Raw genomic sequence first — 12,267 nt, forward strand, 5'->3', positions numbered from 1 at the left:
AAGCAAATAGCCGTCAGAATCGAACAATTTAAATTACTGTACGCTCAACGCAGCCAAGCGGCCGCTGTTTGTCAGCACATACAGAACATCATCTTTGACAATCATATCGCCATAAACACCAGAAGAGTCTACTTTATGTCTTGCCACAAAATGTCCATCAGTCTGAGACATAAAATGTAGATAGCCTTCAAAGTCAGCCACTACAACTTCATTACCTATAGTTGCCGGCGCAGTAATACCTCTGTTAGCCAGCTCAGCTTGACGCCAAACACTCGCACTACTTGCACGATCGAAGGCCTGAACAGCATCATCAGCCTCACTGACGTAGACATTACCAAAACCTGCCGCCAATGAATGATAGCTCGATACATCTTGAGCCCAAACAACCTGAGCACGGAATGGATTAATCGCAACCAAACGTCCTTGATAACTAGATACGTAAAGCATACGGTCAACTAACAATGGACGTCCATCAATATCTACCATACGCTCTAATTCTGAGCGGCCCTGCGGTAAAGCCACTCGGCTTTCCCAGATTGCTACACCTTTAGCATTATCGATAGCAACCAGCTTACCGCTAGCAAAACCAGCAAAAGTAACATCACTCGCAACAATAGGAGAGCTTGTACCACGCAAGGTTAAACGAGGAATTTGACTGTCATACAACCAGCGCTGCTCACCCGTTGAAATATCAAATGCAATGACCTTGCCATTAATTAGCTGAAACACGGCTAACTCTTCATTAAACTGAGCCGCTGCACTCACTTCAGAGTTGACATTAGCACGCCATAATTCAGCGCCATCATCACCCGAAAGCACAACAACTTCACCTTCATCATTAGCAACAGCGACTCGACCAAAACCGGCACCGACACCGCCAATCACTGTCGTTTCTAATTCAACTTCCCAAACCTTATTACCCGTTTCCAGATCAAACGCAAAAACAGATCCATCTTTGTCGGCTGCATATATATGCTCTCCATCAATTACAGGCCTGACTTGATGATACTTCTCACCTAACCCTGAACCTACGGAAGCGGACCACAATACAGATACTTTCTTTTCAGCATCAAAGGATACTAAGGGATTAGCTTCAACCTCTTCGCCATCATCGCCCCAAAAGCCACAACCAGCGATAAGAATAGATGCGATACTAACTGCAGCTAGACGACATAGACTTTTCATTTAACTCTCCTGTGCAGCGAGATCATTCAACTTCATTTCTAACAAAGGACGACTGCCTACAGCGGAAGCATTCAATGCTGATTCATACGCTGCTTTAGCTTTAGCTCTATCACCTTTAGAGAGATAAAGATCACCTTTCAACTCATTCAAACTGACATCATAACCCGCAGTTGGAATGCTATCGATTATGCTAATTGCTTTGCTAGCATCACCTTGGTCAGCAATCACACGTGCTTTCCGCATACTAGCTAGAACATACATGGATTCTGTTGGCTGATGGGTTAAAACCCAATCAAGCTCTTCGACTGCCTTATCTAACTGACTTTGCTCAACAGCAACACGAGCCATGATAAGCGCAGCATAATTAGCATATGCAGTGCTTTCGTATTCTGACTTAAGCTGACCACTAAGATGACTAGCTGTTGCTAGCTTTGCTTCATCCTGCTGAGGCCCTATTGCACCGACAACAGAGTCTAAAAGATTCTGATAGAGAATAGATGCGTTTTCAGCCTTAACAGCTTCTTGCTGCTGCCAACCTTTCCAGCCAAGAACAGCCGCTAATGCTACTACAATCCCTAGAATCAAGGATTTCCCATTCTCATCCCACCACGACTTTAGCGCCTGGATTTGTTCTTCTTCGGTGCGTAGCTCTGCCACCTTAAACTCCTGTGCCTATGTTCAAATTCAATAAATTTAGATTATGCGCTATGGCATTTAGTAATCGTTTCTAGTATTTGAGATTCAGTTAGATCAAACACTGGTTCTTCTTGGTGCCAGATTGTACCGCAAAGCTGCTGATTATCAGACTCTTTTACCAACAGAACAATAGGCGCACCTGATTGTTGTGCTTTCTGTTTAATATTTTTCAATCCACCACAATGGACCCGAACCCTTAAACCTGGACACTGATCACGTAAACGATCAGCTAAAAGTACAACCTGAGACTGCAACCCTTTTTCTTCTGCTGCCACATAAAGATCAAACGGCAAACGCACCTTTTCAGGTATGAGTTCCAATGTTTCAAGTAATAAAATTAGACGCTCAACACCCATGGCAAAACCAACAGCGGGCGTTGGTCGACCACCCAATTGCTTCACTAGGCCATCATAACGACCGCCAGCACACACTGTACCTTGAGCACCTAATTTGTCAGTTACCCACTCAAATACAGTTTTGCAATAATAATCCAGCCCACGCACTAAACGAGGGTTAATCTCATACACAATACCTGCCGCATCTAATATCGACGTCAATTCCAGAAAATGCTCTCGCGACTCAGCATCTAAATAATCGCTTAATACTGGCGCATCATTCAAAAGCACCTGGGTCTGAGGCGCCTTGCTATCAAGAATCCGCAATGGATTAGAATCTAAGCGACGAAGGCTGTCTTCATCTAACTGATCTTTGTGCGCACTAAGAAATACAACCAATGCCTCTTTATATTCAGCACGCGCCTCATTACTCCCCAACGAATTCAATTGAAGAGTAACCGAGTCCAATAAACCTAGCTCTTTCCATAAGCGCGCACTTAACAAAATCACTTCGGCATCTATATCTGCATTAGGCATACCGAACGTTTCAACACCAATCTGATGAAACTGCCTATATCGACCTTTTTGAGGTCGCTCATAACGAAACATAGGACCTTGATACCAAAAACGCTGCATCTGATTAAATAGCAGACCATGCTCTTCCGCCGCACGTACACAACTGGCCGTTCCTTCTGGACGAAGCGTTAAACTCTCTCCGTTTCGATCCTCAAAGGTATACATCTCTTTTTCAACAATATCAGTCACTTCACCTATGGAGCGCTTAAACAAACTCGTTTGCTCAACAATAGGCATACGAACTTCACTATAAGCATAAGCGGAAAGTACATTTTTAACGGTGCTTTCAAGATACTGCCACACTGGCGACTGATCAGGCAGGATATCGTTCATCCCGCGAATGGCTTTAATTTTGGCCAAAACAACAACTCACACAACTATAATTTATTCGGAAATAGGAAGATTCACACGAACTACATTTTTATTACTATAGGGCGTCAAATCAAACGACTTACCATTGTAGGTGAAGTTACCTACTGCATCGGCTGCACCAATAAGAACGTTCAATGGAGGCTTACCGGTCACACTAACACTCTGACCTTTGCCTCTTAAGTTATTAAATAACTTTTTACCGTCACCATCCTGTATAGATACCCAGCACTCCGCTACAAAATCAGCAGAGACTGTAATTTCAGCATTGCTATCAGCGCTTTGATTAGAGTTTTCAACACTCACCTCAGTAGAGGCTCTATTTTCATCTATCGCTTGCTGCAGCTTCTCTTGTTCCTCTGCAGAAAGCTCTGGCTGAGTTTCCTCATCCTGTGCAGCACTAGGTTTGTTATCTACGCTTTCATCTAGAGGGCTATCATCTAACATAGGTAACGCCAATGCAGCCGTACCATCTTCCAGCACAGTGACATCACCCGCCTGCGAAGAGGGATCCGTTATTTCTGTCGTTTCGCTTTCTGTAGATGATGCTAAGTCTAATGAACCACCATATTGGGTCTGCCACCACCAAAAGGAGACACCTAAGATCGCCAACACAAAAACCCATGTAAAGAGCTTCATCAAAGGATCGCCCATTTTAACCTGCTGGCGAACACGACTAACAGGGCGAATAGCCCCTTTACTCGAACCTTCACCATGAATTGCGACAAACTCCGCAACCCGTACATCTATATCCTCCATGCCAAGCATTTTGAGATACGCACGGATATAACCTTTAGCAAATACCATGCTTGGCAAGCCTTTCAAACTCCCAGCCTCAATGCAGCTAAGGTACTCGGCTGGCAAGTTCAAATCTGCAGCCGCTTGTTCTATAGAAATAGAACGAGATTCACGAGCAGATGTCAGGCGCGCCCCCCACTCTTCTGCCAGTAATTCAGGTTGACACTCTTGTTCTTCACTGTTCAACGCGCAGACTCCTCATACTGACGATACTCTTCTGAATTCGGATAAAGGTTTTTAAGGATTAAAGCAAAAGTCGCCGCACGGGTTGCCTCTCTATTATGACGAGCCAAACGAATACCCACCCAAAGACTTTTCGCATAATGATCAACACGTCGATTCTCTACCAAAGCAAGAAATCGATCAAAGTAATTTTCAGCTTCTAAGTAATTACCTTCAAGCAGATACAGTTCTGATAACTCAACTAAGGATACCGGCCGATTTGCTGTGACTTGAAGAGCACGCTTAAATGCGTGAATAGAAGCTTCTTTACGATCTAATAGACGATAACAACGTCCTAAATTCTCAAACGCTTGAGATCGTAATTTATAGAAAGGATCTTCAGTCGCTCTCGCTAATTCGTCACAAGCTTCAGCGTAACGCTCATTGGAAAAGAGAAAAGCACCAAAATTATTATGAACCATGGCCGAATCTGGCGCGACAGCAATGGCTTTGCGGAAATATGTCTCGGCCAGCTCACTATCACCTTCTAACTGAAAGGTCAGAGCTAATCCATTATATGCTTCAGCGTAACCACTATTAAGCTCTATAGCACGTTGAAATGATTGTTTTGCAGTTACCGTATCGCCATTTTGAAGGTACTGAAATCCCAATCGAGAATAAGCTTCATGAGCAACCGCATTATTACTCTCTGGCTGGGAACCTTTTGTCGTACAACCTACGACGACTAGCACCATAAATAGAGCGAGTACCAGTTTGATTCCTCTCACGCTTTTCTTCCCTCTTATTGTTAGCGATGACGTTTACTCACGCCCTTCTTGAACTACAGGTATATATTTTTGGCTACGCCGTGTTCTATCTGCAACTTGACCAACCAATTGACCACAAGCAGCATCGATTTCATCACCACGTGTACGCCTTACCGTTGTAACAATGCCACCATGAACGATTATCTCTTTAAATGCCAGAATTCTTTCTTCTGTTGGGCGTTCATAGCCTGAATTTGGGAATGGGTTGAACGGTATAATATTTAACTTCGATGGCATACGGCGCAAAACTTTCAACAACTGCTTAGCATGCTCCGGTTTATCGTTCACCCCATTAATCAATGTATATTCAACAGTGATAACCCTTTTATCACTAAGCTTACCCAAATAACGATTACATGCATCAACCAGATCATTAATAGGATAACGCTTATTAATAGGCACGAGAATATCACGTAAATCATCATTCGGCGCATGTATAGAAACAGCTAAAGAGACATCAGTCACTTCAGCCAGTTTATCAATTGCGGGAACAACGCCTGCAGTTGACAAAGTAACACGCCTTTTCGATAAGCAGTAAGCATTATCCTCCATCATCAACGTCATAGCATCAACTACGTTGTCAAAGTTCATCAGAGGTTCGCCCATACCCATCATAACCACGTTAGACACGACACGCTGAGATGTAGTGTTGTAATCGCCGTATGACCGAATAGCTATACGCAGTTGCCCAATAATTTCTGCAGCGGTGAGGTTACTATTAAACCCCTGTTTACCCGTCGAACAGAAACTACAATCTAAGGAGCAACCAACCTGAGATGATACACAAAGTGTTTTTCGCTCACCATCGGGTATTAATACTGCCTCGACACTAGAGCCACTTTCTGTACGGATAATCCATTTCTTAGTGCCATCTTTCGAGACTTTTTCTAACAAAACTTCAGGCTCTCGAATTTCCGCTACTTCTTCAAGCTTAATGCGTAAAGCCTTACTAATATTAGTCATCTCTTCAAAGCTAGACGCTCCAAGCTGATGAATCCATTTAATCACTTGAGTTGCACGGAATTTTTTTTCGCCTATCTCTTCAAAAAAAGCTTCCAGCTTTGCAGGTGACATGCCCAGTAAATTAACTTTTTTGGTGGATTCAGTCATAGATGACAGTGCTCATAATTGGGGGTAGATCAATAGACCGCTCATAACTAAAGTCATAAGCGGCCTGGACGGTAATTACTTACCGAAGAAGTAAGCGATTTCGCGCTCAGCAGACGCTGGTGAATCAGAACCATGTACCGCATTTGCATCAATAGATTGTGCAAAATCACGACGAATAGTACCTTCAGCAGCTTCTTGAGGGTTAGTAGCGCCCATAAGCTCACGATTTAAAGCAATTGCATTTTCGCCTTCAAGAACCTGAACAACAACAGGGCCTGAAGTCATAAATTCAACAAGATCACCAAAGAAAGGACGCTCTTTATGCTCTGCATAAAAACCTTCAGCTTCTTCTTTAGAAAGCTGCTTTAGTTGCATTTCAACAATTTTAAGACCGTTAGACTCAAAACGAGAAACGATTTTGCCAATAACATTCTTAGCAACTGCATCCGGCTTAATAATTGAAAACGTACGTTCAAGTGCCATGTTTAAAGCTCCAAAATAAAATAAAAAGAATTATCTGAAAACCCTTACAGTTCTGTTAAACCGTATAATTAACCGATATAAAACAATCGACAAACTGCAATAAGGCTTTCGGATGACCCCTACAAAAATCCAGCGCGCAATTATACGCTAGAGCGGCGCCAGAAAACAGCCATTAAAAAACAAGAAAACCCGGCATAACCGGGTTTTCACAATAAGTTGGAGATTAATCCATCTCTTCTATCCAGGCCATTTGAATCCCTTCTAGAATTTTCTCTCCACAACGATCAGGATCATCATCAAATTCTTCAAGATCCATTACCTTCTGATAAAGGTCAGGAAAGCCAATTGCCATAGGGTCTTGCTCAGGATATTTCTCTGATAATTCAATCGCGATATCTAATACATCTACCCACTTAAGACTCATATCAATCCCTTTAGTGACGTTCAGAAACCTGATTAATTGTATACTTAGGAATTTCGACCACTAAGTCTTCATCAGCTACAACCGCTTGGCAACTTAAACGAGACTCAGGCTCTAACCCCCAAGCTTTATCTAACATGTCATCCTCAAGCTCATCAGATTCCTCTAAGGAATCAAACCCCTCACGCACAATCACGTGACAAGTTGTACAAGCACAAGATTTTTCACAAGCGTGCTCAATCTCAATTCCATGAGCAAGCGCAGCATCACAGACCGTAACCCCTGGTTCAGCGTCAATCACCTTACCTTCAGGACATAATTCATCGTGTGGCAGAAAGATAATCTGCGGCATCACTCACTCTCCCCAAGTTCATCAATACTGTGTCCTTGCAACGCTTTTTGGATGCTATGATCCATACGACGCGAGGCATATTCATCCGAAGCTTTTGACAAGGCAGCAACACCTCGCTCAATAGCCACCAGATCACTACCATTACGTAGCTCAATTAACTTTTCAATTTCACTTTCTAGTAACTTGTATTCATCAGGACTTAATAACTGCTTGCCATCTGCAATTAACGCATCCTGAAGAGAAACAATTAATCGATCTGCATCCACCTGCTGTTCACGCAATGCACGCATATCTTTATCTTCAGCTGCATTCAAATAAGACGATTTTAACATCTCAGCAATTTCAACATCGCCTAAACCATAAGAAGGCTTAACCTGAATACTACTCTCAACACCTGAGGTAAGCTCTTTAGCATGCACGCCCAACAAACCATCAGCATCCACTTGATAAGTAACACGAATCTTAGCAGCACCTGCTGCCATCGGCGGTATACCGCGTAAAACAAACCGCGCTAAAGAACGACAATCCGATACCAACTCACGCTCACCCTGAACAACATGAATCGCCATAGCCGTCTGGCCATCTTGATACGTGGTAAACTCTTGAGCGCGCGCAACAGGAATAGATGTATTCCTATGTATAATCTTTTCCGTTAACCCACCCATAGTCTCAATACCTAGAGAGAGAGGAATAACATCCAGCAACAACATACCACTATCAGGCTTATTACCTGCCAGCACATCTGCTTGAATAGACGCACCAACCGCAACAACGCAGTCTGGATCTATTTTTATATGAGGTTCACGTGCAAAAAACTGCTTTACCTCTTCCCGCACCAATGGCACACGAGTTGAGCCGCCCACCATCACAACCTCAAGCACATCTTCAGCTTCAACCGATGCATCTTTCAACGCCCTACGGCAGGCACGGATAGTACGCTTAACCAGAGGCGAGACCAATTCATCAAACTTTGCTCTCGTCACGGTAATGGACTGCTTACGCCCTTTTATTTCAAGATCAATGGTCGCTTCGTCAGCACCACTTAACACTTCTTTCGCTTGTTTTGATTTTTCCATCAAATAGCGAGATACCGAGTTACCATCAATATCTATATCTAACTGTTGCGCTATCCAGTCAGCCAAAGCCAAATCAAGATCATCTCCACCCAGCGCACTATCACCCCCGGTCGACAGCACCTCAAACACGCCCTTATTTAGACGAAGTATAGATATATCAAAGGTACCACCACCAAGGTCATAAACGGCAATAACGCCTTCCTTACCTTGATCTAAACCATAAGCAACAGCCGCAGCCGTAGGCTCATTTAACAAGCGAAGTACTTTAATATTCGCTAAGGTAGCCGCATCTTTAGTCGCCTGCCTCTGTGCATCATCAAAATAGGCAGGCACCGTAATCACAGCACCGGTCAATTCACCGCCTAGCGCCTCTTCTGCACGCGAAACCAACGCTTTCAATATATCAGCAGAAACCTGAACAGGACTTTTATTTCCAGCCGCTGTTTTAATGTAAGGCATACCGCCATCATTAACGTCAAACTGGTAAGGCGCTTCATCTCCAAGCGTTTTAAGATCACTAACCCCACGCCCCATCAATCGCTTAACGGAGATGATCGTATTATCAGGATCCGAAGCGGCATAAGTCCGTGCCTCAGCACCAACTAAATGATTTCCGCAGGGCATGTATCGTACAACTGAAGGCAATAAATGCTGACCTTCAATATCGGGGATAGTAACAGCTTCGCCACTCTTAACTGATGCGACAAGAGAATTAGTTGTCCCTAAATCGATACCCACTGCTAGTTTATGTTGATGCGGAGCCTCACTCTGCCCCGGTTCTGCTATCTGTAATAGCGCCATAGTATTGCGTTAACCATCCAGCCTGTCTTCAAGACGTTCTATCTCAACAACAAGCTTTTCTAAAAATTGCATTTTACGCACAGCTTCAGTAGCAGCAGTTAATGCCCCTTCCTGATAATCCTGTGCAAACTGCTCGCGTAAAGCCTTTAACATACCCTCAACTTCAGCCAGCAAATTTTCTAGCTCTGCATAAGGATCATCCTGATCGGGAATCTCCTCAAGTCGCTCTCTCAACTCCATCTGCTGCATCAAAAACATCGGCGCAATAGGTGTAGAAGATTCACTTTCCGTATCAATCCCTTGCAACAACAAAAGATATTGCGCTCGCAACAACGGCGATCGCAACGTTGCCACGCCTTCATTAAGAAAGGACATATATTGCACAGACATACGCTGTTCACGGTCAGATAAATGAGCGTAACGGTCAGGATGAAGTTTTTTTTGTAATTCGCGAGAACGATCAGCCAATTCTGACTGATCTATGTCGAAAGAGACCGGCAGACCGATAAACTCAAAGAAATTTTTACTAATATCCATCATTCTGCCGACAAAGGAGTTTAGACGTTGAAGCTTTCACCGCAACCACATTCGCTAGAAACATTAGGATTATTGAATTTGAAACCTTCATTTAATCCCTCCTTAACGAAATCTAATTCAGTGCCATCCAAGTACAACAAGCTTTTCGGATCAATAACAATTCGAACATCTTGCGGACCATCAAACACTTCATCTTCATCCTGAACTTCATCTACAAATTCAAGGACATAAGCCATACCAGAACAGCCAGAGGTACGCACACCTAAACGAATACCCGCACCTTGGCCACGCTTCTCAATATAACGCGCAACATGTTCTGCTGCTGCATCAGTCATGGTAATTGCCATAAACGCCTACTTCTCCCGAACAAATAACTAAACAGTTACTTGCTCTTTTTTTCTTTATAGTCAGCCACTGCTGCTTTAATAGCATCTTCAGCTAAAACAGAGCAGTGAATCTTCACTGGTGGCAAAGCCAACTCTTCAGCAATAGCAGTGTTTTTCAATTCTGACGCTTCTTCTAGGGACATCCCTTTGACCCATTCAGTGATCAAAGAACTAGAAGCGATAGCAGAACCGCAACCATAAGTTTTAAATTTAGCATCTTCAATAATACCATCATCGCTTACTTTAATTTGTAAGCGCATAACATCGCCACAAGCAGGTGCTCCAACCATACCTGTACCAACGCTTGTATCTTTATCATTCATTTTGCCAACATTACGAGGATTCTCGTAATGATCAATAACTTTCTCACTATAAGCCATGACGACCTCCAAAAAACTTTCAGTGTTGAATTAGTGATGAACCCATTCAACTTTGCTCAAATCAACACCGTCTTGAAACATATCCCACAACGGTGAAAGCTCACGTAATTTGCTCACTGCTTCTTCAATCTGTGCCGCTGCATAGTCCACTTCCTCTTCTGTCGTAAAACGACCGAATGAGAAACGAATAGAACTGTGCGCCAACTCATCGTTTAAACCTAAGGCACGAAGCACATAGGAAGGTTCTAAACTTGCAGATGTACAAGCAGAACCAGACGAAACAGCTAGATCTTTTAATGACATCAGTAATGATTCACCCTCAACAAAAGCAAAGCTAATGTTAAGGTTACCTGGAACGCGCTGCTCTTTAGAGCCATTCAGGTAAACCTCTTCCATGCCGTCAATACCGGCTAGAAAGCGGTCACGTAGTGCAATAATTGCTTTAGTATCTGCCGCTAGCTCTTCTTTACAGATACGAGCAGCTTCACCCATACCAACAATCTGATGGGTAGGCAATGTGCCTGAACGCATACCACGCTCATGACCACCACCATGAATCTGTGCCTCTAAACGAACACGCGGTTTACGACGTACAAATAGAGCGCCGATCCCTTTTGGCCCATACATTTTATGCGCAGAGAACGACATCAAATCAACTTTTGCTTTAGCTAAATCAATCTCAACTTTCCCCGCACTCTGAGCGGCATCTACATGAAAGATAATGCCCTTAGTACGTGTTAGCTCGCCAATAGCTTCTATATCGGTAATAGTGCCTATTTCGTTATTTACATGCATCAGCGACACAAGAATTGTATCTTCACGAATAGCATCGGCAACCGCTTGCGGTTCAATTAAACCATCAGAATTAGGCGTTAAGTAAGTTACTTCAAACCCTTCACGCTCAAGCTGACGACATGGATCTAACACAGCTTTATGTTCAATTTTCGAGGTAATAATGTGCTTACCTTTCTTTTGATAAAAGTGTGCAGCCCCTTTTATAGCTAAGTTATCAGATTCTGTAGCACCCGAAGTCCACACAATTTCACGCGGATCAGCATTAATCAGATCAGCAACTTGACGACGTGCAATCTCAACAGCTTCTTCTGCTTTCCAACCAAAAAGGTGTGAGCGAGAAGCTGGATTTCCAAAGTTACCATCTACGGTTAAACACTCGATCATTTTATCAGCAACGCGCTGATCTACGGGTGTTGTAGCTGAATAGTCCAGATAAATCGGTGTTTTCATTTATTCTCTCCGAGCCTACTTATACAGACGCTTTATCTGAAAGCGCCAGAGTATCTGATCCCGTCATAATCTGATCTAAATTGACCCTATTCTGACGTTCTGAAATATTTTGCACATCTTTTCTAGCCACTAAATCGGCCAAAGATATACTTCTTAAAAAACCATGAATTTGGTCACTCAAATCGCACCACAAATGATGGGTAAGACAAATCTCGCCATTCTGACAATCGCCATGACGCTGGCAGCCTGTGGCATCAACCGATTCATTTACTGCGTCGATAACTTCAGCAACATTAATAATCGATTGTTCACGATTAAGCTGATAGCCGCCACCCGGACCTCGTACACTACGCACTAATTCATTTCTACGCAGTTTTGCAAATAACTGCTCTAGATATGACAAAGAGATTCCCTGCCTTTCTGATATATCAGCCAAGCTAATAGGCCCTTTACCTTCATGAAGAGCCAAATCAAGCATTGCTGTCACAGCATAGCGCCCTTTAGTCGTCAGTCGCATATTCTTTACCC

The 12,267-nt window shown here is 43.3% G+C and carries 15 protein-coding genes; all 15 read right to left on the reverse strand.

The genetic code is table 11. The features are described 5' to 3' along the window. Positions 1-33: 33 nt before the first annotated feature. Entirely contained in the window at positions 34-1,185 is a 1,152-nt protein-coding gene (gene bamB, locus ACOQOE_RS14910) for an outer membrane protein assembly factor BamB (RefSeq protein ID WP_420554360.1), read from the reverse strand. Then, complete coding sequence (locus ACOQOE_RS14915) at positions 1,186-1,842, reverse strand: YfgM family protein (RefSeq protein ID WP_067869900.1); 657 nt, start codon at positions 1,840-1,842, stop codon at positions 1,186-1,188. A 41-nt stretch (positions 1,843-1,883) separates the two neighbouring features. Further along, positions 1,884-3,125: a histidine--tRNA ligase gene (hisS, locus tag ACOQOE_RS14920; RefSeq protein WP_420555488.1), complete on the reverse strand. Its 1,242-nt coding sequence runs from the start codon at positions 3,123-3,125 to the stop codon at positions 1,884-1,886. 51 nt (positions 3,126-3,176) lie between these two features. Beyond that, positions 3,177-4,145, reverse strand: coding sequence for a RodZ domain-containing protein (locus tag ACOQOE_RS14925; RefSeq protein ID WP_067869907.1), 969 nt, complete (start codon positions 4,143-4,145; stop codon positions 3,177-3,179). After that, positions 4,142-4,909: a type IV pilus biogenesis/stability protein PilW gene (gene pilW, locus ACOQOE_RS14930; protein ID WP_231868003.1), complete on the reverse strand. Its 768-nt coding sequence runs from the start codon at positions 4,907-4,909 to the stop codon at positions 4,142-4,144. The genes ACOQOE_RS14925 and pilW overlap by 4 nt, the downstream gene beginning before the upstream one ends. Before the next feature lie 33 nt (positions 4,910-4,942). After that, entirely contained in the window at positions 4,943-6,058 is a 1,116-nt protein-coding gene (gene rlmN, locus ACOQOE_RS14935; RefSeq protein WP_420554361.1) for a 23S rRNA (adenine(2503)-C(2))-methyltransferase RlmN, read from the reverse strand. A 75-nt stretch (positions 6,059-6,133) separates the two neighbouring features. Continuing rightward, positions 6,134-6,541, reverse strand: coding sequence for a nucleoside-diphosphate kinase (ndk, locus tag ACOQOE_RS14940; protein ID WP_067869919.1), 408 nt, complete (start codon positions 6,539-6,541; stop codon positions 6,134-6,136). Positions 6,542-6,764: 223 nt separating this feature from the next. Next, positions 6,765-6,965: a Fe-S cluster assembly protein IscX gene (gene iscX, locus ACOQOE_RS14945; RefSeq protein WP_067869923.1), complete on the reverse strand. Its 201-nt coding sequence runs from the start codon at positions 6,963-6,965 to the stop codon at positions 6,765-6,767. Positions 6,966-6,975: 10 nt separating this feature from the next. Next, complete coding sequence (fdx, locus tag ACOQOE_RS14950) at positions 6,976-7,314, reverse strand: ISC system 2Fe-2S type ferredoxin (protein ID WP_067869926.1); 339 nt, start codon at positions 7,312-7,314, stop codon at positions 6,976-6,978. Beyond that, positions 7,314-9,191, reverse strand: a complete 1,878-nt coding sequence (hscA, locus tag ACOQOE_RS14955) for a Fe-S protein assembly chaperone HscA (RefSeq protein ID WP_420554362.1) — start codon at positions 9,189-9,191, stop codon at positions 7,314-7,316. Before hscA ends, fdx begins: the two co-directional genes overlap by 1 nt. 9 nt (positions 9,192-9,200) lie before the next feature. Then, complete coding sequence (gene hscB / locus ACOQOE_RS14960; protein WP_420554363.1) at positions 9,201-9,731, reverse strand: Fe-S protein assembly co-chaperone HscB; 531 nt, start codon at positions 9,729-9,731, stop codon at positions 9,201-9,203. A 17-nt stretch (positions 9,732-9,748) separates the two neighbouring features. After that, entirely contained in the window at positions 9,749-10,075 is a 327-nt protein-coding gene (iscA, locus tag ACOQOE_RS14965) for an iron-sulfur cluster assembly protein IscA (RefSeq protein ID WP_420554364.1), read from the reverse strand. Between the two features lie 35 nt (positions 10,076-10,110). Beyond that, positions 10,111-10,494, reverse strand: a complete 384-nt coding sequence (iscU, locus tag ACOQOE_RS14970; protein WP_067869938.1) for a Fe-S cluster assembly scaffold IscU — start codon at positions 10,492-10,494, stop codon at positions 10,111-10,113. 30 nt (positions 10,495-10,524) lie between these two features. Continuing rightward, positions 10,525-11,739 (reverse strand): IscS subfamily cysteine desulfurase, encoded by a 1,215-nt coding sequence (locus tag ACOQOE_RS14975; RefSeq protein WP_420554365.1) that lies wholly within the window; start codon positions 11,737-11,739, stop codon positions 10,525-10,527. 19 nt (positions 11,740-11,758) lie between these two features. Then, on the reverse strand, positions 11,759-12,256 hold the full coding sequence (gene iscR / locus ACOQOE_RS14980) for a Fe-S cluster assembly transcriptional regulator IscR (protein ID WP_067869944.1): 498 nt from the start codon (positions 12,254-12,256) through the stop codon (positions 11,759-11,761). Positions 12,257-12,267 lie beyond the last annotated feature (11 nt).

Origin of the sequence: Neptuniibacter marinus (assembly GCF_965223595.1) — a bacterium.
GTDB classification, from domain to species: domain Bacteria; phylum Pseudomonadota; class Gammaproteobacteria; order Pseudomonadales; family Balneatricaceae; genus Neptuniibacter; species Neptuniibacter marinus.

Bases quoted from the DNA above. Each gene is read 5' to 3' on its own strand.
- fdx (WP_067869926.1), bottom strand. From the start codon at position 7,314: ATGCCGCAGATTATCTTTCTGCCACACGATGAATTATGTCCTGAAGGT.
- hscB (WP_420554363.1), bottom strand. From the start codon at position 9,731: ATGATGGATATTAGTAAAAATTTCTTTGAGTTTATCGGTCTGCCGGTC.
- hisS (WP_420555488.1), bottom strand. From the start codon at position 3,125: ATGAACGATATCCTGCCTGATCAGTCGCCAGTGTGGCAGTATCTTGAA.
- iscA (WP_420554364.1), bottom strand. From the start codon at position 10,075: ATGGCAATTACCATGACTGATGCAGCAGCAGAACATGTTGCGCGTTAT.
- iscX (WP_067869923.1), bottom strand. From the start codon at position 6,965: ATGAGTCTTAAGTGGGTAGATGTATTAGATATCGCGATTGAATTATCA.
- ACOQOE_RS14975 (WP_420554365.1), bottom strand. From the start codon at position 11,739: ATGAAAACACCGATTTATCTGGACTATTCAGCTACAACACCCGTAGAT.
- ndk (WP_067869919.1), bottom strand. From the start codon at position 6,541: ATGGCACTTGAACGTACGTTTTCAATTATTAAGCCGGATGCAGTTGCT.
- iscR (WP_067869944.1), bottom strand. From the start codon at position 12,256: ATGCGACTGACGACTAAAGGGCGCTATGCTGTGACAGCAATGCTTGAT.
- hscA (WP_420554362.1), bottom strand. From the start codon at position 9,191: ATGGCGCTATTACAGATAGCAGAACCGGGGCAGAGTGAGGCTCCGCAT.
- rlmN (WP_420554361.1), bottom strand. From the start codon at position 6,058: ATGACTGAATCCACCAAAAAAGTTAATTTACTGGGCATGTCACCTGCA.
- iscU (WP_067869938.1), bottom strand. From the start codon at position 10,494: ATGGCTTATAGTGAGAAAGTTATTGATCATTACGAGAATCCTCGTAAT.
- bamB (WP_420554360.1), bottom strand. From the start codon at position 1,185: ATGAAAAGTCTATGTCGTCTAGCTGCAGTTAGTATCGCATCTATTCTT.